Annotated in this window: 24 protein-coding genes and 1 riboswitch; of the genes, 8 read left to right on the top strand and 16 right to left on the bottom strand. The window is 40.4% G+C overall.

Annotated features, from left to right (window positions below):
• Positions 1-12: 12 nt before the first annotated feature.
• Both CSV64_RS16760 and CSV64_RS12940 read right to left on the bottom strand, forming a co-directional pair.
• Entirely contained in the window at positions 13-168 is a 156-nt protein-coding gene (locus CSV64_RS16760) for a hypothetical protein (RefSeq protein ID WP_169535198.1), read from the bottom strand.
• 126 nt (positions 169-294) lie between these two features.
• The gene (locus CSV64_RS12940) at positions 295-531 is read right to left on the bottom strand and encodes a hypothetical protein (protein WP_085426734.1); all 237 of its coding nucleotides are present in this window, start codon (positions 529-531) and stop codon (positions 295-297) included.
• An 88-nt stretch (positions 532-619) separates the two neighbouring features.
• On the opposite strand from CSV64_RS12940, the gene CSV64_RS12945 reads away from it, so the two are divergent.
• Entirely contained in the window at positions 620-1,063 is a 444-nt protein-coding gene (locus CSV64_RS12945) for a YaiI/YqxD family protein (RefSeq protein ID WP_099634999.1), read from the top strand.
• A 63-nt stretch (positions 1,064-1,126) separates the two neighbouring features.
• On the opposite strand, the gene CSV64_RS12950 is transcribed toward CSV64_RS12945, so the two are convergent.
• Entirely contained in the window at positions 1,127-1,426 is a 300-nt protein-coding gene (locus CSV64_RS12950; RefSeq protein ID WP_099635000.1) for a cupin domain-containing protein, read from the bottom strand.
• Positions 1,413-2,441 carry an LLM class flavin-dependent oxidoreductase gene (locus tag CSV64_RS12955; protein WP_099635001.1) on the bottom strand — a complete coding sequence of 343 codons (1,029 nt, stop codon included), beginning with the start codon at positions 2,439-2,441 and terminating at the stop codon, positions 1,413-1,415. The genes CSV64_RS12950 and CSV64_RS12955 overlap by 14 nt, the downstream gene beginning before the upstream one ends.
• Before the next feature lie 94 nt (positions 2,442-2,535).
• On the opposite strand from CSV64_RS12955, the gene CSV64_RS12960 reads away from it, so the two are divergent.
• Together CSV64_RS12960 and CSV64_RS12965 are read left to right on the top strand one after the other, a co-directional pair.
• The gene (locus CSV64_RS12960) at positions 2,536-3,615 is read left to right on the top strand and encodes a type III polyketide synthase (protein WP_099635002.1); all 1,080 of its coding nucleotides are present in this window, start codon (positions 2,536-2,538) and stop codon (positions 3,613-3,615) included.
• Position 3,616: 1 nt separating this feature from the next.
• Positions 3,617-4,144 carry an isoprenylcysteine carboxyl methyltransferase family protein gene (locus tag CSV64_RS12965; protein WP_099635003.1) on the top strand — a complete coding sequence of 176 codons (528 nt, stop codon included), beginning with the start codon at positions 3,617-3,619 and terminating at the stop codon, positions 4,142-4,144.
• Between the two features lie 152 nt (positions 4,145-4,296).
• On the opposite strand, the gene CSV64_RS12970 is transcribed toward CSV64_RS12965, so the two are convergent.
• The 4 genes from CSV64_RS12970 to CSV64_RS12985 are packed head-to-tail and all read right to left on the bottom strand — an operon-like array spanning position 4,297 to position 6,581.
• Positions 4,297-5,040 carry a thermonuclease family protein gene (locus tag CSV64_RS12970; protein WP_099635004.1) on the bottom strand — a complete coding sequence of 248 codons (744 nt, stop codon included), beginning with the start codon at positions 5,038-5,040 and terminating at the stop codon, positions 4,297-4,299.
• A 13-nt stretch (positions 5,041-5,053) separates the two neighbouring features.
• Complete coding sequence (locus tag CSV64_RS12975) at positions 5,054-5,395, bottom strand: fluoride efflux transporter FluC (protein WP_099635005.1); 342 nt, start codon at positions 5,393-5,395, stop codon at positions 5,054-5,056.
• On the bottom strand, positions 5,392-5,766 hold the full coding sequence (locus CSV64_RS12980) for a fluoride efflux transporter FluC (RefSeq protein ID WP_099635006.1): 375 nt from the start codon (positions 5,764-5,766) through the stop codon (positions 5,392-5,394). The genes CSV64_RS12975 and CSV64_RS12980 overlap by 4 nt, the downstream gene beginning before the upstream one ends.
• Before the next feature lie 17 nt (positions 5,767-5,783).
• On the bottom strand, positions 5,784-6,581 hold the full coding sequence (locus CSV64_RS12985) for an alpha/beta hydrolase (RefSeq protein WP_233190473.1): 798 nt from the start codon (positions 6,579-6,581) through the stop codon (positions 5,784-5,786).
• A 107-nt stretch (positions 6,582-6,688) separates the two neighbouring features.
• Between CSV64_RS12985 and CSV64_RS12990 the strand changes: the two genes are divergently transcribed.
• Positions 6,689-7,201: a gamma carbonic anhydrase gene (locus tag CSV64_RS12990; RefSeq protein WP_099635007.1), complete on the top strand. Its 513-nt coding sequence runs from the start codon at positions 6,689-6,691 to the stop codon at positions 7,199-7,201.
• A gap of 269 nt (positions 7,202-7,470) precedes the next feature.
• On the opposite strand, the gene CSV64_RS12995 is transcribed toward CSV64_RS12990, so the two are convergent.
• From CSV64_RS12995 to CSV64_RS13010, 4 genes are all read right to left on the bottom strand, one after another.
• Complete coding sequence (locus CSV64_RS12995; RefSeq protein WP_369823535.1) at positions 7,471-8,580, bottom strand: Fe(3+) ABC transporter substrate-binding protein; 1,110 nt, start codon at positions 8,578-8,580, stop codon at positions 7,471-7,473.
• Between the two features lie 180 nt (positions 8,581-8,760).
• The gene (locus tag CSV64_RS13000) at positions 8,761-9,438 is read right to left on the bottom strand and encodes an ABC transporter ATP-binding protein (RefSeq protein WP_099635008.1); all 678 of its coding nucleotides are present in this window, start codon (positions 9,436-9,438) and stop codon (positions 8,761-8,763) included.
• 5 nt (positions 9,439-9,443) lie between these two features.
• Positions 9,444-11,090, bottom strand: a complete 1,647-nt coding sequence (locus CSV64_RS13005) for an ABC transporter permease (RefSeq protein ID WP_099635009.1) — start codon at positions 11,088-11,090, stop codon at positions 9,444-9,446.
• A 298-nt stretch (positions 11,091-11,388) separates the two neighbouring features.
• Positions 11,389-12,246, bottom strand: coding sequence for a YitT family protein (locus CSV64_RS13010; protein WP_099635010.1), 858 nt, complete (start codon positions 12,244-12,246; stop codon positions 11,389-11,391).
• A 500-nt stretch (positions 12,247-12,746) separates the two neighbouring features.
• Between CSV64_RS13010 and CSV64_RS13015 the strand changes: the two genes are divergently transcribed.
• Positions 12,747-12,911: a Fur-regulated basic protein FbpA gene (locus CSV64_RS13015; RefSeq protein ID WP_099635011.1), complete on the top strand. Its 165-nt coding sequence runs from the start codon at positions 12,747-12,749 to the stop codon at positions 12,909-12,911.
• A gap of 42 nt (positions 12,912-12,953) precedes the next feature.
• Here the strand turns inward: CSV64_RS13015 and CSV64_RS13020 are convergent, their stop codons facing one another.
• The 3 genes from CSV64_RS13020 to CSV64_RS13030 all read right to left on the bottom strand — a co-directional run bounded on the left by CSV64_RS13020 (position 12,954) and on the right by CSV64_RS13030 (position 15,200).
• Positions 12,954-14,117 carry an MFS transporter gene (locus CSV64_RS13020; RefSeq protein ID WP_233190474.1) on the bottom strand — a complete coding sequence of 388 codons (1,164 nt, stop codon included), beginning with the start codon at positions 14,115-14,117 and terminating at the stop codon, positions 12,954-12,956.
• On the bottom strand, positions 14,114-14,734 hold the full coding sequence (locus CSV64_RS13025) for a TetR/AcrR family transcriptional regulator (RefSeq protein ID WP_099635012.1): 621 nt from the start codon (positions 14,732-14,734) through the stop codon (positions 14,114-14,116). The genes CSV64_RS13020 and CSV64_RS13025 overlap by 4 nt, the downstream gene beginning before the upstream one ends.
• Before the next feature lie 232 nt (positions 14,735-14,966).
• Positions 14,967-15,200: a YkuS family protein gene (locus CSV64_RS13030; RefSeq protein WP_099661343.1), complete on the bottom strand. Its 234-nt coding sequence runs from the start codon at positions 15,198-15,200 to the stop codon at positions 14,967-14,969.
• A 204-nt stretch (positions 15,201-15,404) separates the two neighbouring features.
• Between CSV64_RS13030 and CSV64_RS13035 the strand changes: the two genes are divergently transcribed.
• Both CSV64_RS13035 and CSV64_RS13040 read left to right on the top strand, forming a co-directional pair.
• Entirely contained in the window at positions 15,405-16,022 is a 618-nt protein-coding gene (locus CSV64_RS13035; protein ID WP_099635014.1) for a hypothetical protein, read from the top strand.
• A 6-nt stretch (positions 16,023-16,028) separates the two neighbouring features.
• Positions 16,029-16,802, top strand: coding sequence for a DUF3891 family protein (locus CSV64_RS13040; protein WP_099635015.1), 774 nt, complete (start codon positions 16,029-16,031; stop codon positions 16,800-16,802).
• A gap of 46 nt (positions 16,803-16,848) precedes the next feature.
• Here the strand turns inward: CSV64_RS13040 and metK are convergent, their stop codons facing one another.
• Positions 16,849-18,060: a methionine adenosyltransferase gene (metK, locus tag CSV64_RS13045; protein ID WP_099635016.1), complete on the bottom strand. Its 1,212-nt coding sequence runs from the start codon at positions 18,058-18,060 to the stop codon at positions 16,849-16,851.
• Between the two features lie 176 nt (positions 18,061-18,236).
• A riboswitch (SAM riboswitch) is annotated at positions 18,237-18,356 on the bottom strand.
• A 177-nt stretch (positions 18,357-18,533) separates the two neighbouring features.
• On the opposite strand from metK, the gene pckA reads away from it, so the two are divergent.
• A complete protein-coding gene (gene pckA / locus CSV64_RS13050; RefSeq protein ID WP_099635017.1) occupies positions 18,534-20,126 on the top strand; it encodes a phosphoenolpyruvate carboxykinase (ATP) in 1,593 nt (530 codons plus the stop codon).
• Positions 20,127-20,725 lie beyond the last annotated feature (599 nt).

Genomic DNA, 20,725 nt, shown 5'->3' on the forward strand with positions numbered 1-20,725 from the left:
CTAAATAGTTTATCACTTTTTACCTGATAGCGCTAAGAAGAGAGTTGCCAGCGGTCCTAAAAACAAAGAAAGTATAAACCAGTTCAATCCACTTCTATTTTTCCCTTGAGCTAATACTGCATTAATTAAAGCTAACGTGCCCCATCCTACGAAATATCCTTCATTCATTTTTCATCACTCCGTTATCTAGTTGTATAGTATGTATACGATATACCTAACAGGTTGGTTTCATTTGTAGCTTTTAACGCAAAAAAAGGAACATCCATGATGTCCCTAGTGTTTCTCATAGCTTTATTAGCTCCCTATTGATGTAGGGGCACTATCATCAGTCGCATTTTTGAAATTCTGATTACCGACTTTTGCTCGTACTTCTTCTTCTGTTAACGGCGGTGGAATTTCGTGTTCTGCCAACTCTCTGCTTTCAAGTGGAATTTCAATGTTCTCCATGGCAGCATTCTTCGCATCCATTTCGCGCCCATATTGCTCACGTTGCTCTGCAGTCGTTTGTTGTTCTTTTGATAAATCAGCCATTTCATCACCTCAATCGTACATTTTTACTTATCTTTCCCGTTATTTGTTATACTAAACCTATTAAGTGTAGCGGAAGGAGAGGTACTACGTGATAACGATTTTAGTAGATGCGGATGGCTGTCCAGTAATCAATGAAACGATTGCGATTGCTAAAGAGTACGACCTACCTTGTGTGTTAATATGTGACACTGCACATGAAATGCACCGGGAAGGCGCAGAAACGATTACTGTTTCCAAAGGTGCCGACGCAGTCGATTTTGTATTGGTGAACCGCATAAAAAAAGGCGATATCGTCGTAACTCAAGACTATGGATTGGCCGCTATGGCGTTGGCAAAACAAGGTTTGCCACTTGATCAGAATGGCAGATGGTACACAAATGACAATATCGATCAATTACTAGCGGCACGTCATAAAGCTCAGAAAATCCGCCGAGCAGGAGGTCGTTTGCGAGGTCCCAAAAAACGAACTGCTGAACAAAATGAAGGATTCATTATTAGTTTGCGTGAATTATGTAAAACCATTCAACCTTAAATTAGTCCATATTATACAACAAGAGATCGCAAAGATTACTTGCGATCTCTTGTTGTATAATCTTTACGGCTTTACGAGAATAACTAAAACATCAGAGTCTTCTACTGCTTGTAAACTATGTCTTTCTAACGGTACCATATGCAAAACATTATCTGGTGTTACATCCACCGGCTCGCCTTCCACTATGAACCGTACCTTTCCTTTACGCACGATGATGAATACTTCTTTATTCGCATCATGCTCAGCTACTTCCTCTCCTGTACGCAATTGAATATTCATAAAAGTTGCATTGTCGACATTCGCTACTTTCTCCACATGCTTTTTCTTTTCAGACAGTTGATTTTTTGTATCAATCAATTTCATTAGTCTTCTCCCCTTTCAGAATTTCTTGCATAATCAGTTCATACGACTTCAGTTTATCATGAAAGTTATATGTAATAGAAACGAGCATGATTTCTTGTGCTCCAAAATCTTGCGCTATTTGTTCCAACTGCCTACGGGCTGATTCTGGTGTCCCTACAATCATCCGCTCACGGTTTAATTGAACCAACTCCCGTTCCAGTTGACTATATGGATATGCTGCTGCTTGTTCTGGTGAAGGTGTACCCTCTACTTTCATTCCTTGCTGTTGCATAATCATTAACAGATCCAATGAAGACGCAATCCAGTCTGCCTTTTCTTCCGTCTCTGCACAAAACAAAAATACCGCTACTGCTTGCTTTGGTGAAGACGTAAACGCAGAAGCTTGAAAATGCTCTCGATAAAACTTCGCTGCTTCCCTGCCCCCTTCACTATTGATGAATTGTGCAAACATATAAGGTAAACCTTTTTGAGCCGCTAAACTCGCTGACTCTTTGCTTGTGCCTAACATCCAGACGGGTGGTGCATTATTTGTGAGTGGGGTTGCTTTCAATCCTTCATATCGATGATCTTTAGGCAATGTATCGTGAAGATACATGTGTAGGTCATCAATTTGTTGAGGATATTGATCACGATTTAGATATTCACCGTTGTTAAGAGCATAAGTTGCTCGAGGCATTCCCGCTGGTGCACGCCCTATACCCGCATCAATTCTCCCAGGAAACAGAGCTTCTAACACTTTGAAGTTTTCCGCCACCTTATAAGGGGAATAGTGAGGTAGCATGACACCGCCTGAACCAATTCGGATAGTCGAAGTGACTGTAGCCAAATGCGCCATCAGAATTTCAGGGGATGAACCTGCTAGAGTTGGAGCATCGTGATGTTCAGAGACCCAAAAGCGGCTATAGCCTAATTCTTCGGCTTTCTTCGCCAAGCAGGTAGTTTGCTGAAAAGCTTCATGAGCATCGCTGCCGGATGTAATGGGAGATTGATCTAATATACTTAATTGTATCTTCAAGACAAGTCCTCCTCTTCTTTTGCATATAGTCTACAAGAAGCCACGGCATAATTCACTGCTCGCGCTCGCCATCAATTTAAATGGAGGTTACCCTATGCCAATCATCCAATCAGTTAGTACAGTTAGCCCACCTGTTGATTTGCCACAGGAAGAAGCTATGACATTTGCACGCTCTTTATTTTCGGATTCATTTAAAGATATCGACCGCTTATTGAAAGTGTTCCAAAACGGCGAAATTGATTCACGACAAGTATGTATGCCGTTAGAATGGTACGCGGAGCCACATGATTTTGAAACGAAAAACAACTTATATATTCAGCATGCTGTTGCACTTGGTAAACAGGCAGTCGAGCAATGCCTCAACAATACGACAACACTTGAGCGCTCAGTGAATGCAGCTGAAATAGATGCGATATTCTTTGTTTCAAGTAGCGGAATTGCCACACCAAGTATCGATGCCCGTCTTATTAATCAATTACCATTTCGACATGATATTAAACGTATTCCTATTTGGGGTCTGGGTTGCGCAGGTGGTGCTTCAGGTATGAGTCGTGCTTTTGATTACTGTAAAGCCTATCCTGAATCGAATGTTCTCGTTCTCGCTATAGAGCTTTGCAGCTTAACGTTTCAACGAGACGATGTATCAAAAAGCAACTTGGTCGGTGTATCGTTATTCTCTGATGGTGTAGCTTGCGCACTTGTTTCTGGAGAACAGTCTACCGTTAAAAGCCTACGTCCGATGCCCCATATCCGTGCTACTTCTTCACGTTTCATGCCTGATTCAGAGGATGTGATGGGCTGGGACATTAAAAATGATGGTTTGCATGTTGTATTTTCAAAGAGTATTCCAAACGTCATTAAAAGTTGGTTAGGACCATTTGTTCATCAATTCGTGGAAGAACATGATCTTTCAATGGAGGATGTACAGCATTTTGTTGCCCATCCAGGCGGTAAAAAAGTATTAGATGCCTATCAAAAAGCACTGGATATGGATCAAGAGCAAACCGCTACGTCGAAAAAGATACTGCAATATCATGGAAACATGTCGTCTCCTACTGTGCTCTATGTACTCAAGGATTTTATTGAGCAACAGCCTGCCGAAGGAGAATTCGGTTTAATGGCAGCACTTGGTCCAGGTTTCTGCGGTGAATTATTGTTGTTGGAGTGGCAGTAAGATGGGCAGGCTTTTCCTGTTCGTTTTTATCATCGTCGTCGTTCAACGCTTAGTCGAATTGGTCGTCGCTAATCGTAACGAGAAGTGGATCCGCAATCGAGGCGCAATAGAAATCGGCGCGTCTCATTATAAATGGATGGTTTTGATGCATACCGCATTTTTCATTTCCTTGCTAGTCGAAGTCCTTGTATTCGATCGCCCACTATCGCCCGTCTGGGGGATCTTACTTGCAATTTTCCTATTGATGCAAGTACTGCGTGTCTGGTGTCTATCGTCGTTAGGAAAGTTCTGGAACACTAAAATTCTCATACTACCTGGAGCGAACGTACAGAAAAAAGGACCTTACCGTTGGATTCGTCACCCCAATTATGTCATTGTAACAACCGAACTAATTGTATTGCCTTTACTATTCAGTGCGTACTTCACGGCGGGACTGTTTCTATTGCTGAATATCTGGATGTTGTCTGTCCGGATTCCTACTGAAGAACGTGCACTACGAGAACTGACAAATTATAATGAAGTGTTTTGATGAAAAAAGAATGAAGACAAATCCTGGATAACGAGGACTTGTCTTCATTCTTATTATTTTTTTCATTCACGTTTGCCTATAAGCACACTTAGGTAGTTGATCGTAAGTGTCACATAGCATCAAGGTGCCATGCTAGTTATTTAGTTTTTATTTTATTCACAAGCTCGTCCGTCTTTATTGCCGTCCATCTGTTCTTTATATGCCGGATGGCCTTTTTTAACGCCTTGCGGGTATACTTTACGAAGCTCTGTACAGTTCTTGAAGTCTTGGGTTTCGCCATATACAGGAATCTTCACAGAATCTGCAGGATATTTCTCACTGTCAAAACCTCGGTCAGTTGTATAGTCTTCCAACGTCCAAATTCCGATACCCGACTTCTTCGCTTGTTGCTCCGCTTTTTCAAATGCATCTAGATGCCGTGTATTAGGTGGATACACATAAGCGACTCTCGCTAATCCTTCTTTCAATAACTGTTCTTGCACACTCTTTCCGTCTATGTAAATATACGCCAATAATCTGCCGTATTTATCATATTTCCCGCCAACATCAAACTCAATTTCGAGCTGACCTTTTTGCAGCAGTTCCTGATTACGAACCTTTGCTTGTTGTCCATACGGCTGCTTGCCAAGACGTGGATGATTCGTTTCTGGTGTATCAATTAATAAATATCGTACATTTTCTTCCTTACCTTCATACATAATCTTAATCGTATCGCCGTCAATTGTTTTCACTAATTCAACAGGAATCAAACCTTGACGACTCGGCTCTTGTTCCTCGTCTTCAAACAGTTCAGGGAAATATATGGCGAAAACCGCAATCCCTACTGCTATTAAGAATGAATTGATCATTTTCTTACGTTTATTATGTGTTGTTTTTTGCGTTGTTTTGTTATTCATTAAGACCTCTTTTCTATAAGCTTAAACCTAAAAAGGCTAAGCCTATTCCTACTATGAACGTGACAAGTGTATAACCAACGGCTTGGAGTTTTTGACCTTTAGTCCAGTACGTCCAAATCTCTTTCATTAATGTAGAGTAGGTCGTTAAAGCACCTGCTACGCCAGTTGCTAAAAATAATGTCCAACCGATTGAAAGGTTTGAACCTATAATCCAACCGATGAAGAAACTGCCTATAGAATTAACGACTAGTGTTCCATAGGGGAAACGGTCACGATTGAGCTTGGCAGATACTTCGAAACGCAAAAGTGCTCCTATAAATCCACCACACCCCACTGCTATGAGATGCCAGATCATGACGATCGCCTCCTAGCAAATGAAAAACCAATCGCCGCCATAGCTAATCCACCTACTAGACTACTACCTACGTAGACACCCGCAAGTACAAAAAATCCGTCACGTAGCAATTCAACCGTTTCTACACTGACTGCGGAAAATGTCGTGAATGCGCCGAGGAATCCTGTAGTTATTATCGTCACTGCTAATGCGGTGAGACTTCCTCCAAGACGAGCACGTTCCACTATATAGCAAAGTACAAACGTACCGACCATGTTTACTAAGAAAGTTGCGACAGGAAAAGAACCACTGACGATCAACAACTGACCGATCAGCAGCCTTGTGCTCGCTCCAAAAGCCCCAGCCACACCTATGTACAGACGCTTTCTCATATGTTCACGACCTTATTTCATTCGATAATATATCCGAGTGAATGAAGTACATTATTGATGAATGATTGTGTATATAAATAAACCCCTTCACGCTCTGGTGCTTGGATCACATCATGCTCAACATCTCTCCATCGCTTCCATTGTAGTTCAGATAAATTTTGAGCAAATGCCCACTTACGTGTGTAATCGGTATTCGTAATTTGATCGGCTTCTCCCGTATGAAGTAATAACGGCACATCTTGAATAATTAAATCTGGTTGCAAGACCGATTTCATAAGGGTCTGTAATTCACGGTACCAGCCGCCTGTCACTATCGGAACATACATTGGATCTTCAGCGTATTGCTCTAAGAATTCGGGATTACGCGATAAAAGTTCAGGCGTAATTTCATGATCCAAAGTCATCGATTGAGACCATTTTGTAAACATTTTCGCCCGTATTGGTGGATGATGTTCCAAGTGTAGCCAAGGTGATGTACAGATCACTCCCGCACATTCGATACGTTCCATCTGTAATAACCGAAGTAGGAATGTAGCTCCTAAACCATGACCAAATAAAAATACGGGTAAATTATCATCTAAGCCGCTTCGGATCATTTTCTTGATAAATCTGCGGTAATCCTTAAATGCTTCTGCATGTACCTCGACACTTTCTTTACCGTGGCCAGGTAAATCTCCCGCTACAACGTGAAAACCATCACGTTGAAATTTCTGTATAAGCCATTCATATCTTCTATGATGTTCATAGGCATTATGTACGAGAACAATCACACCTTTTGCCTTACCTTCTGCTTCCCATTTCCACAAAGTTATCACTCCTTATTTAGCTATCTTATTCTATCTATTTCATTCTTATGTTTCACAAAAACTAAATGTTTGTTACGATAAATTATACATGATTATTTAGAAAAGAGGAGATTTGATTGATCTATCCATACGAAGGTAAATTACCAGAGATTGACCCATCCGTCTATGTTGCAGACTACGTAACGATTTCAGGAGATGTAACGATAGGACCCGAATCATCTATATGGTTCAACACCGTTATACGCGGGGATGTATCGCCTACTATTATTGGACGCAAAGTAAATATCCAAGATTTCTGTTGTCTACATCAAAGCCCCAAGTTTCCATTAATTCTCGAAGATAACGTGACGATCGGCCACAAAGTAATGCTTCATAGCTGCACAATTAAAACCGGTGCACTCGTTGGCATGGGCGCCACCGTGCTCGATGGGGCTGAGGTTGGTGAAGGTGCATTCATCGGCGCTGGCAGCTTGGTAACCCCAGGCAAGAAGATCCCACCTAATACATTAGCACTCGGCTCTCCTGCTCGTGTCGTTCGTGATTTGACTGATGAAGATCGGGCAGATATGACAAGAATCGTCAATGACTATGCACGTAAGGGTCAATTATATAAAGCGTTGCAAGGTTAATCGAGGCGCCCGTGACTAGCGGGTGCCTTGTTAGCTCCATCCCTGTGTCCGATACACACTCCATTAACATATCATAGATTAACAGACGATTCGCATGGCCCGCCTTTTAGAATGATAAGAACTTTACTTGACCTAATCTAATCAGTTACAGGTTTTCACTGTATATATGACTTAAGTTCGACTCGAAATGTTTCTACTACGTAAAAAATCAGTAGTTTAAATTTTTTCAGAAACAAAAAAGCAGCCCAAGAGCTGCTTTTTTGTTGAACTTATTTCCAGCCTACTTCATTCATCAATTCTACAGCTTTCGGATTATACTTTCCGTAATCTGCGAAGTCCACTTTTTGTGGTGTGAATGTACCCCATTCAGCCATTACTTCTGGTAATTTTGCTTCTTCGTTCACTGGGTACTCAAAGTTTTCTTCAGAGACTTGTTCTTGTGCTTCCGCAGTCGTTAAGTACTCGATTAACTTCACTGCATTTTCTTTGTTTTTACTATGCTTAATTAAGCCAGCACCACTGATATTAATATGTGTTCCTGTCGTTTCTTGGTTCGGGAAGAATACGCCGATCTGGTCGAACACTTTAACATCTTCCGGTTCGTCTGAAGCAGACATATGACCTACGTAGTAACTATTCATAATCGCTACGTCACCAACACCTGCAACGATGGCACGCGCTTGGTCGCGGTCTCCACCTTCAGGTTCACGTGCTAAGTTATCTGCAATTCCTTGCGCCCATTCCTTAGCTTTTTCTTCGCCATCAATTGCGATCAATGATGCCACCAACGATTGGTTATACAAGCTGTCGGATGAACGAACAAGTAATTTGTCTTTCCACTTGTCTGTTGCAAGATCTTCATAAGTTGATAATTCTTCAGGCTTCACACGATCTTTTGAATAGACAATCACACGTGCACGAGTAGATAATCCAATCCACTGATTGTCTGTGTCGCGAAGCTCTGCTGGTACTGTTTTATCGATTTCTTCAGATTCAACGGGTTGCAAAAGACCTTCCTCTTTTGCTGTGTTCAAGATTCCGCCATCTACTGTGATGAATAAATCAGCAGATGTATTTTGTCCTTCACGCTTTAGACGCTCTATCAATTCTGGCGCTTTTGCTTCGATCACATTTACTTTAATGCCTGTCTTCTCTGTGAAATCTTCGTAAAGAACTGCGTCTACGTCATAATGTCTAGCCGTATAGACGTTCACTTCTCCACCCGTTTTCTCATCTTCTGTTGCATCTGTTGTATCTTCAACAGGAGTATCTTCTTTTGCTGGTTCGTCCTTCTGTTTCCCTTGATCGGAACTAGAGCTACAAGCGCCTAAAACTGCGGCAAGCATCAATAGTGCGACTGCCCATAAAAACTTCTTCAAATTGATTTCTCTCCTTGTTTTCTCATCTACATTGCCTATCTCTACGCTTTAATGAGAATCGTTTTCAGTGTTAAAGAAATTGTAATACAATTCCGAGTATAAGTCTAGTATTCGTTTTCTTTTATTACTGTAGATAAAATAAGAGTATCGGAATCCCTTCCGACACTCTCTATTACCGCATTATACAGTTATTGATTCTTTGTCTGAACCAACATATGTTGCACAATCAATATAGATTGTTCGATCACAAATTGCGTCCACATCTGCTTGATCATGTGATACAAACAAACATGTAATATTTGCTTTTCGCAAGATATCTCGAACTTCCATTCGAATCAACGACTTTAAATTTGTATCCAGATTACTGAATGGCTCATCCATTAACAGGATAGAAGGTGAAGGCGCCAAAGCTCTTGCCAATGCTACACGTTGCTGTTGTCCCCCACTAAGTTCATGAGGATAGCGTTTGGCGAAATCTTGCAATTGAACGAGTTCCAACATCTCATCTAAACGCTTCTTTTTCTCTGAACGCTTCATTTTATGCAGGCCAAAGCAAATGTTTTCACTTACTGTCAGATGTGGAAACAGTGCATAGTTCTGAAACACCATTCCCACACCGCGTTTTTCTGCCTCAATATATGTCTTATCTCCTACAATCAGTCTGCCGTCCAATTCGATACTACCCGCCGTAGGATCTTCTAAGCCCGCAAGTAAACGCAGCAAGGTACTTTTTCCGCTACCGCTCGCACCTACAATTCCTACGATTCCCCCTTTTTCAATTGAAAATGAAAAGCGATCAATGACAGGCGGCTGTTTTTTTGAATACCGAAATGATAAATTTTGAATGTCTACGAACATAGTTTTCACTTCTCCTCAAATTTTAAAATAATAATCACCGACAAGATGCTTAAACAAATTAATAACAAGGAGGATGGTGCTGCTTCATAAATTCGTTCATCAATCGCATATTGATACGTCCGTGTCGCCAGCGTATCAAAGTTAAATGGACGCAATAATAAAGTCAGAGGCAATTCCTTCATAATTTCAAGGAATGCTAGCGCAAAGCCAATTAAGATTGAACCGCGTAATAATGGAAACTCTACTTTCCAAAAGGTGTATGTCAAACTACGTCCTAGTAGGAATGAAGCTTCACGATAAGATGGTGGCACTTTTGTATAACCAGACTCTATTGAGTTGAATCCTTGTGCCATAAACCGAATCACGTATCCCGTGATCAGCATGGCAATCGACATACTTAATACAAGTGTGCCCGATTCTACACCAAACAACTTTGGATAAATAAATGCCAGTTTCTCATCTAACGTAATAAATAACGCCAGCACACCTATTGCGACGACTGCTCCCGGTACCGCATAACCGGACGTCATAATACGCGCTAGTAAATTAGACGAAGCCGATGGATACAAGTTAATCGTACGAGCAGCCAAGATTGCAAAGAAGCTAATAATTAATGCACCGATGAAAGCGGCAAGTAAACTATTGGTTATTAAGCTGATGAAGTCCGAGCGCCATACTTTTTCATATGTTTTTAGTGACCAATAGATCAGTTGAACAAAAGGAATTAAAAAGGCACTCAAGAAAATAGTAAAACAAGAAAGGAATGCTAGCCAAGCAGTCCATCCACGTAACTTTTTGCGTGCGAGTGGTCTGCTTTGTGTCACGTTCGTATCATACTTCCGACCTTTGCGTAAAAAACGCTCGAGCATGAAAATCCCTAATATAATGACGAGCAACCAAGCAGCCAAACGCATAGCTGCATTGATATCATACATTCCGAACCACGTTTGAAAAATTGCAGTGGATATCGTTCGTACACCAAAGAAACTGGCTACTCCATAATCACTTAACACTTCAAAGATGACTAGCATCGATCCTGCAATGATAGCAGGTCGTGCAATAGGCAGTCCCAAACGGAAGAACATTTGGAAGCCATTCAATCCAAGAGTTTTAGCACTCTCAATATACGATGCGCTTTGTTTTTCAAAATAATTGAGCGCAATCATATAGACATACGGGTAGAGAAATAACGTGAGGACAAAAATTGCTCCACGCAATGACATGATCTCGATTGTGCCAGGTGTGAATTGATAATCAAAATGATTGCGAAAAAACGATTGGATGACACCAGTATAGCTTGTCATCGTACTGTATGTGTAGGCCGCTATATAAGGTGGTATAGCTAACGGTATAATCAATAGCCATTTAAACTGTTTACGAAATGGAAATTCATAGGCTGCAATGATCCAAGCCAGTATCAATCCGATGGTCGTCGAAAGGAATCCGACAGAACCAACTAAAATAACTGACCCTTTTATATAATCAGCAAGCAAAAATTCTTTAATATGTTCCCAGTTTTCGCCTGTCGGCTGGAAGAAACTTAATACCACATAGGCGACGGGCATAATAATGATAAGTGCGCCAAGCATTGTAATGATGAACCAGCTATTTGCACGACGACGAATCTCTCTTAGCCATACAGATGTTTTCATATACATAAACCAACTTTACTACGCACTATGGCGGTTATGATGTACTTTAATTATGACTTACATAATGAAAGTCACTCTCAAGTATATACAATATCTCTGTGCTTTCCAATGTTTTCACAAGAATTCAACAAATCTCTACTGTTTATGTTCTAATCAATAAAATGAAATATATAGAGGGATTACACCGCTACTATTTTCACTGGAAGATCCTTGTATTTAAAAATGAAGACAAACTCTTTTTACGGAGTTTGTCTTCATGCAAAATAATATAGTGGGAATTTATAATTGATTGTCTAACCTAAGCTAGTTTCTCATTTTCTTTTCTAAAGAAACCAAAGATCCCTACTGTTTGTACGATATTAGTAAAGGCTTGCGGATCTGTTTCATTAATAATCCGCTCCAAATCGTATAGTTCATATCTTGTGATGACAACATACAGCATATTCTTATCTTCTTTCGAGTAAGCACCTTTAGCAGGTAGTATTGTGATTCCACGTACCATTTGACGATGGATTGCTTGTTGAAGATCGTCTGCGTGCCGTGTAATAATCATCGCGGTTACTTTTTCATGTCGCGTATGAATCATGTCTATTACTGACGTCGTTACATATAACGCAACCATTGTGTACAGTGCGTTTTCCGGTTCATATAGAATGCCTGCGAATACGATAAGTATACCGTTTAGCAGGAGAAAGTATATACCGATTGGTTTATCTTGCATACGTGATAGAATCATTGCAACAATGTCCATTCCGCCGGTAGATGCACCTAGCTTCAAAGATATCCCTACACCAACCCCTGCTAGCACTCCACCGAATACCGCATTCAGCATAATGTCGTCTGACATAGAACGCAATGGCAATAATTCAAGAAATAGTGTAGTGAACGCAACGGATAAAATACTATAAATTGTGAAACCTTTCCCTACTTTAAACCAACCAAGAATAAAGACTGGTATGTTGAAAAGTAATAATAAAATACCTGTACTAATGGTCATATCCAAGTGGTCCTTTAGAACACTTGATACTAACTGGGCTGCACCCGCAAACCCACTCGCATAGACATTTGCATTGATAAGAAAGAAATTTAATGATAGAGCCATAAGTAGCGATCCTAAAATTACAACCGTCACCCGTTTTGCTTCAATGAAAAACATAGCGACCTCCTATGGTAAATAACAATTTAATGCACGAACTAGATTATATCTATTCTTCCCTCATAATGGTACCCCTAAGCGTCATTTAACATAAAAATAGCCACTAAAAATGCAATTATCCTCCTTACCATTCTTACTATGCCACCGATCCGCCACCTGTTCTACTGTCACTACCATTCACAAATATCACGTCTACCGGAATAAATAATGAATCAATTGATGAATTTACGTCAGGTTTGATGCGTCTTCGATTTATTTCGTCATCAGACAAAATAAGCTTCCGAACTACTATTTCTGTCATTCAATGTCGTATATGATAACATCCACACATTATTCTTTCACTAGTGTGAATCTACTATAAATCACAAGTCCCTATTACACTACCAAAACAAAATTAAATAATTAGTTGAACGGTTCGAAAGTTTCAACTATGGATTATACGGTTTAATTCGGAAAAATATCGGCTATATTTAGAGGGGGAATCAAGGAGGAAATGTACGATGAAAACAAACAAAAGGGTATGTGAGTCAAAACGAGACAAAATGATTGAAGAACTCGTTTCAAAAGGGGTATTTAAAATTGATGGGAAACAACTGTACGAATTACCGCTTCAATTATTAATGAAAGAATACGAAGCATTCGGTCAAACCGATATTCAAATGTAATGAAAAATGAGACGTACCCAATTGGGCACGTCTCATTTTTATTTATGCTTCTATAGCTGAAACTTTAGACTTTCTTAAAATCTTAAACAAAATGATGAGTAAAACCGTGATGCCTAGCGCAATTCCTATCACGGAATACTGGAAACGAATTGTCGGAGAGCCTGCTATTGCTGCAATTCCGTCCAATATTAAAGGTGAACTAAATTGTCCAATGAAAATCGAACTCGATACGATTGCAATCACGCGGTCACTATGAAGAGGATTAACTAGGCTGAGCGCTTTAACGTTGATCAATGGGAACAAAATCCCTTGGCCAAAACCAATTACGCATGTACAAGCTAAAATTAGTGGGACAGAATGACTTAAAGCCAAACCAGTGAATGCAATACTCATTAAGAATATACTGATCGGCATAATATACGATTTCAGGATATCTTGTAGCTGAATCAAAGTTAGGCTAGTAATCATTCCCCCTACAGTTGTAAAGGATATCACTGTACCTGCCAATGCGGAGCCACCTATATTGCTTTGCTCTAGGTAGAGTGCCATATTCGTTGCAACCGAATAGTAAACTAACATAATACCTGCAGAAGCTGCTGCATATCCAAATACAGTCAATGGCATTTTCCGTTTCTCTACACTCTTATCTTGTTTAACCGGTGTATCTTTCGGTAAGAATATAAAGACCAGAATGAAAATCACGACACCCATTAAATACACATTAAACGGAGCTCTCCAACTGATAGCTGCTAAGTAACCTGCTAGCATCATAGTGATGATTCCACCAAAGTTACTGAATGCAGAATTATACCCCATCATCTTCACTTGTTCACGGCCTCTAAAATGATCACTAATTAACGTAATCCCAAGCGGCATGACTAAGCCGACACCAGCTCCTAGCACGAATCGAAAGGCTAGTAACATTTCAATCGTATTGGTAAACTGTGCGCCTACCCCTGCCAAGACATATATGAATAAGCCGATTAGAGCAACAGTCCGTTTCGGTATCCTTGACGTTAACCAACTAGAGATGAATGTAAATGGAATGATCAATAATGAAGGTGCCGTTAATATCAATTTGATAAATACGGGACTGGCCTCTGGGAAGTTTGCGGCAATCAATCCAAGGGCTGGAGATATAGCGGCTCCTGCCATAACCGTGGCCATCGAGATGGATATGATCGTTGGTTTCAACATGCGGTTCATTGGTCATCCCCCTGTTCTGGATGACGTTTTAGTTGGCGTAATACTTTTTCAGCTGATACTTTAATAGGTGAAATCTTACGAGCATTTGTTAATAATAAGCCATGCACTAATGATAAATGATACACGGCTAATTCTTCTGCATCTCCTTCAATAAACTCCTCAGCAATTTGTCCTTTAATAATAATATGTTCAATTCTTTCGACCATGAATCGATATTTTTCCACAATTTCTTCTTTCACTTCTTGTGTTAAATAATCAGAATACAAAGCTTGCATGATCAGGATATGGCGGTGTACTCCATCACGTAATGAACCAGAATGAGTTGCTTCAGTAAGCCATTCCAATTGCTTTAAAGGACTGTTATGTTTTTCCTCCGCTTGATCCACTGTATCAATGAGTACAGTTAGTAACTCAAGAATCACCGTGACGTATAGGTCCTCTTTTGATTTGAAGTAGTGATAAAACAAGCCATGACTTTGTTCAGCTTTGTTTGTAATGTCACTAATTTTTGTTGCTGCATATCCTTTCGTACCAAATAATACGATAGCGGCTTCTTTTAAATCATGTTGCCGAGTATCGCGAATCTCTTGAATCTTTTCATTCTTTCGGGGTGACATAAAGGGTTTTCAACTCACTTCTTTTTATTGATTGACTCACGAGTCAATGTTGACCAGTTTACTGTCCTGTTGGGTTTTTGTCAACTCCCAAAAAAAGTAGCGCAAGAGTAACTTGGAGAAATGTGTTGGATTTTAACCAAGCTTTATTCAATAGCGAATTTTGCAAAATAAAAACTGAAGAACAAACACCAATTGGGTTAGTCCTTCAGTCTTATATAAAATGTATTAACTATCAACGGTGTAATCTTTTTTCAACATCTTCTACAATATCTTGTACAGAGTTGCCTTCAATACTCACCACAGGAAAGTCGAATTGGTCGATATTGACATCGCTCAATGCACGTACAACGCCCATGTCATAGCCACTTAAATTTTCATCACTTGCGAACATCTTCACTTCATGACCCTTTTCCTCTAATGCTTGTTTCACATCTTCAAATGGTATTTCTACTGCAATTTTCGCCATACTCTATTCCTCCTTAGTCCTTACTTGATTTCGCTAATACTTTATAATTTCCCCACTGTCAGTTAAGTTAAACATGGCTTCTTACGGAATGCATTTATATTTGGTAATAACTAGACGATTCATTTTGTAAGAAGTGGGTATTTTACTATTACAGCCTTAGAGTCATTATATGAAATAGATTTTATAAAGGGAGTAGACGTGATTATGTTTGGGTTATCGGATCTCATTGGCTTGGTTATTTCTAGTTTCATCATTTTACCTGTCGTGACTTTTCTGCGAGAGGCAGGATATTTTGTTATCAGTGGATTATTCGGTGTGAAAAACGCCAGACTTACTATTGGTTCGGGACCCAGGTTATTTCAATTGGGCGTTTTAGATATACGTAAGTATTATCATGTCAACAGCTGGTTTTCCTTCGATTCAGTCAAAAGAAAAAGTAATTTTGCTTATATATGTATTTATGCCGGACCTATCTTAATTAACGTAGTAGTAGCTGTCACGATGAATGCTTTGATCGCAAATGGATTCTTTGAAGACTCCAAGACATTCTGGAATCGCTTTATTTTCTACGCATTCTATTTTGTACTATACGACTCTATTCCGATGAAAACCGTAAATGGCAAACCGAATAACGGTATGATCATTTATGAACTTCTACGATATGGCAAACGTGTCGATTTCAATGAAGAACCCATTATTCCGGGGACTACAGAAGCAGATGAAATGTATCAGGAAGAAGTCGAGAAAATTGAGAAAATAGAAGAAGAGATAAAAGAAGAAATTATACAAAATGACGGCATTCCACCCGACAAGAAAGGATGAACTGAGATGATTGTACGTGAACATGAGAAGTCATTTATCTTCGTACAACAACATCATCATGGACACCTAGCTGAAGAATTAATGAAACATTGGAAAAAGGATATGTTTCCTGATGATCAATGGCGCCCTTCTGTACTAACCGCCATTAGGAACCACGACATCGGCTGGTCTCCTTTTGACGAACAACCTTTTTGGAATGATGCGACGTCTGCACCTTTTCAATTCACCGACTTCCCTCTTCTCCCTAAAACCGTCCTTTATCGTCAAGGTATCGATGAGGTGGAAAAGATAGATCTTTACGCAGCTATGCTTTGCAGTTTTCATTATGAACAGTTTATACAAAGCAGTAACGAGAAAGCAGCACACCTTTTTATCGAGGGCGAACAAAGTCGTAGAGAACGGTTGTCTAGAGAAGTCGAGGGTTTTACTAAAGAATTATTCGAAAAACATTACGCTTTGCTGCAGCTTGGGGATAATTTTTCTTTATATTGTTGTGTGAATGATTCTGGGGTCGACAAAGCGGATGAGCATGCATTTTTTCGTAACGGCATTCCTTCCTCGAGTATTTTCCATTCATTACCGATAGAACGAATTGGGATATACTTTGCAGATCAACACACTATTAAGGTAGAGGATTACCCATTTTGCTGTTCGTTTGATGTGGAAGTGAAGCAAAAGAACGTGTTGAAACAAGATATTAAGGATAAAGGATTGCAAGTAGCTTATGAAGAGGCGGACTACGAAGTAATTTCTTTTCACATTTCACCTGCACCCAAATAAAAAGTGCAGAAAGAGGTAATAACTCCCCTTTCTGCACTTCATGACTTTATTGTTTCACGCGTACTTTACTAGCAAGTTCTTTCAACGCTTCCACTTTATCTGTCTGCTCCCATGGCAATTCGATATCAGTGCGGCCAAAGTGACCGTATGCTGCTGTTTGTTTGTAGATTGGACGACGTAGGTCAAGCATTTTGATGATTCCTGCCGGACGAAGGTCAAACAATTCACGTACGAACTCCACTAATTGCGTTTCCGATAGTTTACCCGTGTCAAATGTGTTGATTGAGATAGAAACCGGGCTCGCTACTCCAATAGCATAGGCCAACTGAACTTCACAGTGCTCAGCTAATCCTGCTGCGACAATGTTCTTTGCAACATAACGTGCTGCATAAGAAGCGGAACGGTCTACTTTTGTTGCGTCTTTCCCTGAGAATGCACCACCGCCATGACGGGCATATCCACCGTACGTATCGACGATAATTTTACGTCCAGTCAGACCGGAGTCTCCTTGAGGTCCACCCACAACAAAGCTGCCAGTAGGGTTAATGAAGTATTTAGTCTGCTCGTCCAACAAGTTTTTTGGAACTACTGCATCAATAACAACTTTCTTTATATCCTTCTCAATTTGCTCGAGTGTTGCCTCAGGATGATGTTGTGTGGAAATAACGATTGTGTCAATTCGCACAGGATTATTATCTTGATCGTATTCTACTGTTACTTGCGTTTTTCCATCAGGACGTAAATAAGAAATCAGTTCTTCTTTACGAGCTTGTGCCAGGCGTTGTGCCAATCTATGGGATAAACTGATAGGTAAAGGCATTAATTCCGGCGTTTCATTACATGCATATCCAAACATTAGACCTTGGTCTCCTGCACCGATTGCATCTAATTCTTCATCAGACATAGAACCTTCGCGTGCTTCGAGTGCCACGTTAACACTTGCAGCGATTTCAGGTGATTGTTCATCAATGGAAGTAAGTACAGCGGACGTTTCGTAATCAAAGCCGTATTTTGCACGAACATAGCCAATTTCCTTAACCGTATCGCGAACAACTTTTGGAATATCCACATACGTTGTCGTAGTGATTTCTCCCATTACTAATACGAGTCCAGTCGTAATACTCGTTTCACATGCCACACGCGCATTTGGATCTTCCGTTAGGATCGCATCTAAAATTGCGTCTGAAATTTGGTCGCACATCTTGTCAGGATGGCCTTCTGTAACTGATTCTGATGTAAACAGTCGACGGTTTGTCATTTTGTTTCCCCCTATATTAAGCATCATGATACGGTACTCTCATAAGTCCCTGGTAAAGTTCCACGCCTAGACGTCAAGCATATACCATAAGGATTCAGGGCTAGACAATATAAAAAGCCCTCTACTCATATTCAATCCATGAGTAAAAGGCAAAATTTCACGCGCAGCACCTTTCACTCTTATCGTCCAAGGAATTAAACCTTGCTTCAGGTTTGGCACCTTCGCGTTAGACTTACGTCTATTGCAGGTTGCCGGGTTTCACAGGGCCTGTACCCTCCACCAACTCGGGATAAGAGTATCCGTTCATGTCACATCGTATTAAAAAGTTTGGATTTTGTCAAATTATTTATCCTAAATCACTTGAGTTTTCCATTAGTATAGATTAATATTCTTAATGTGTTATACTATTTACGAATTAGGATATTCTCATCAAGATAAAAATAAATCGACTACGCAAAGGACGGTATGTAAACATGATATCTGCAAAAATTGATGATAGTTTAAAAAGTCTTCTTAGTGGAAGCAACGTGACGATCCAAGCGTCTGTGGCGGAATTAACAGAAAAAGCAGTAGCAAGAAACGAAGCTAAACTTTCTGCTGATGGTGCAATCACTGCACGTACAGGTAAATATACAGGACGCTCACCTAAGGACAAATTCATCGTTGAAGATGCAGTGTCTAAGGATAAAGTAGATTGGGGTAGTACGAACAGTCCGATTTCAGAAGAGATCTTTGATTCATTATACACGAAAGTCATCGATCATTTGAAGGAAAAAGATGAACTCTTTGTATTTAAAGGGTTTGCAGGAGCAGATAAAGACTCTCAATTGTCTATCCAAGTAATTAATGAATTAGCTTGGCAAAATCTGTTTGTTCACCAACTATTCATCCGTCCAACCAAAGAAGAATTAAAAGCACATGAATCGCAATTCACTATTTTGGCTGCCCCTTCATTCAAAGCGGATCCAAAAGTGGATGGCACAAACTCTGAAACGTTCATCATTGTTTCGCTTGAAAAGCGAATTGTCTTGATCGGTGGAACAGAGTATGCTGGAGAAATGAAAAAGTCTATTTTCTCCGTTATGAACTTCTTGCTTCCTGAGCAAGATATTCTATCCATGCACTGTTCAGCAAACGTTGGAGAAGAAGGCGATGTCGCTCTATTCTTCGGTCTTTCTGGAACAGGTAAAACTACGCTTTCAGCAGATGCTAACCGTAAACTTATTGGAGATGATGAGCATGGCTGGTCTGATAATGGCGTATTTAACATTGAAGGTGGATGTTACGCAAAATGTATCAACCTTTCTGCCGAAAAAGAACCTGAAATTTTCGGAGCAATCCGTTTCGGTGCTGTTTTAGAAAACGTTGTATTGGATGAAGTAACGCGCATTCCAGATTATGATGATAAATCACTAACAGAAAATACACGTGCTGCTTATCCAATCGAAAATATCGATAATATTGTGACACCGTCTGTTGCGGGTCACCCGAAGAACATCATCTTCCTTACGGCTGATGCTTCCGGCGTATTGCCTCCGATCTCGATTCTTACAAAAGAACAGGCAATGTACCACTTCTTGAGCGGTTTCACTTCCAAACTTGCTGGAACTGAACGTGGAATTACTGCTCCTGAACCAACATTCTCGACTTGCTTCGGTTCACCGTTCTTACCACTTCCTGCAGCAACATATGCAGAGATGCTTGGAAAGAAAATCGATGAGCACGGTTCAAAAGTATTCCTTGTGAATACAGGTTGGACTGGCGGAATTTACGGTGTAGGTTCACGTATGAACTTGGGCTACACACGTTCAATGGTACGCGCTGCAATCGCTGGTAAATTGGATAATGTAGAAACAAAGAAGAACGAAATCTTCGGATTGAACATGCCGCTTGAAATCGAAGGTGTACCGAGTAATGTTCTACACCCTCGTTATGCTTGGGAAGATCCGAACGAATACGATAAAGAAGCAAATCGCTTAGCTGATGCTTTCCGTGAGAACTTCAAGAAATTCTCACATGTTTCAGAAGACATCGCAATCAAAGGCGGACCTCCTGTCATTAAATAATGTTATATGAAAGAGGCTGACCAGGAATTCCTGATCAGCCTCTTTTTTGGTTTTAATTTTCTTATGGCATTGGGTGTATGGCAGTTTGGCTAGTTGTTTTAATCGTCGAAGTGTTGTCGGATTACGCTGTTAAGAGTGCGCAATAAGCGGCATGGGGTTGTGGTTCTTGCACGTTCATTTTCTTTTTCCTGTTTGATCAGTAGTTTGTGGTTTAGCTGCCTATGTAAGCGGTAAGTCCATTGTCCCCACTTCGGCGCTGGTGGATGGCTTTCGCGAGGAGCCAGAGACAGGAAGTTCGCCTGTCTTTGTCTCTTCGCTACGCCTACCACAGCAGGCGCCTTCGTTGGAGTGGGTGTAGGGCAGTTCGAGTAGTTGTTTTTACTCGTTAAAGTGCTGCCGGTTTACGTTTCTGTTAGTGTGCGTAATAAGCGACACTGAGTTGTGGTTCTTGCACGTGCTTATTCTCTTCCTGTTTGATCAGTAGTTTGTGGTTTAGCTGACAGTGTAAGTGGCAAGTCCATTGTCCCCACTACGGCGCTGGTGGATGGCTTTCGCGAGGAGCCATAGACAGGAAGTTCGCCTGTCTTTGTCTCATCGCT

It is taken from the genome of Sporosarcina sp. P32b (genome assembly GCF_002743335.1).
Classification (GTDB): Bacteria; Bacillota; Bacilli; order Bacillales_A; family Planococcaceae; genus Sporosarcina.

Coding starts and splice junctions, on each gene's coding strand:
- CSV64_RS12950 (WP_099635000.1), bottom strand. CDS start 1,426: ATGAAATTGATTGATACAAAAAATCAACTGTCTGAAAAGAAAAAGCAT.
- pckA (WP_099635017.1), top strand. CDS start 18,534: ATGATATCTGCAAAAATTGATGATAGTTTAAAAAGTCTTCTTAGTGGA.
- metK (WP_099635016.1), bottom strand. CDS start 18,060: ATGACAAACCGTCGACTGTTTACATCAGAATCAGTTACAGAAGGCCAT.
- CSV64_RS13025 (WP_099635012.1), bottom strand. CDS start 14,734: ATGTCACCCCGAAAGAATGAAAAGATTCAAGAGATTCGCGATACTCGG.
- CSV64_RS12960 (WP_099635002.1), top strand. CDS start 2,536: ATGCCAATCATCCAATCAGTTAGTACAGTTAGCCCACCTGTTGATTTG.
- CSV64_RS12975 (WP_099635005.1), bottom strand. CDS start 5,395: ATGATCTGGCATCTCATAGCAGTGGGGTGTGGTGGATTTATAGGAGCA.
- CSV64_RS13035 (WP_099635014.1), top strand. CDS start 15,405: ATGTTTGGGTTATCGGATCTCATTGGCTTGGTTATTTCTAGTTTCATC.
- CSV64_RS12980 (WP_099635006.1), bottom strand. CDS start 5,766: ATGAGAAAGCGTCTGTACATAGGTGTGGCTGGGGCTTTTGGAGCGAGC.
- CSV64_RS12940 (WP_085426734.1), bottom strand. CDS start 531: ATGGCTGATTTATCAAAAGAACAACAAACGACTGCAGAGCAACGTGAG.
- CSV64_RS12965 (WP_099635003.1), top strand. CDS start 3,617: ATGGGCAGGCTTTTCCTGTTCGTTTTTATCATCGTCGTCGTTCAACGC.
- CSV64_RS13040 (WP_099635015.1), top strand. CDS start 16,029: ATGATTGTACGTGAACATGAGAAGTCATTTATCTTCGTACAACAACAT.
- CSV64_RS13000 (WP_099635008.1), bottom strand. CDS start 9,438: ATGTTCGTAGACATTCAAAATTTATCATTTCGGTATTCAAAAAAACAG.
- CSV64_RS13005 (WP_099635009.1), bottom strand. CDS start 11,090: ATGAAAACATCTGTATGGCTAAGAGAGATTCGTCGTCGTGCAAATAGC.
- CSV64_RS13010 (WP_099635010.1), bottom strand. CDS start 12,246: ATGTTTTTCATTGAAGCAAAACGGGTGACGGTTGTAATTTTAGGATCG.
- CSV64_RS12970 (WP_099635004.1), bottom strand. CDS start 5,040: ATGAATAACAAAACAACGCAAAAAACAACACATAATAAACGTAAGAAA.
- CSV64_RS13030 (WP_099661343.1), bottom strand. CDS start 15,200: ATGGCGAAAATTGCAGTAGAAATACCATTTGAAGATGTGAAACAAGCA.
- CSV64_RS13020 (WP_233190474.1), bottom strand. CDS start 14,117: ATGAACCGCATGTTGAAACCAACGATCATATCCATCTCGATGGCCACG.
- CSV64_RS16760 (WP_169535198.1), bottom strand. CDS start 168: ATGAATGAAGGATATTTCGTAGGATGGGGCACGTTAGCTTTAATTAAT.
- CSV64_RS13015 (WP_099635011.1), top strand. CDS start 12,747: ATGAAAACAAACAAAAGGGTATGTGAGTCAAAACGAGACAAAATGATT.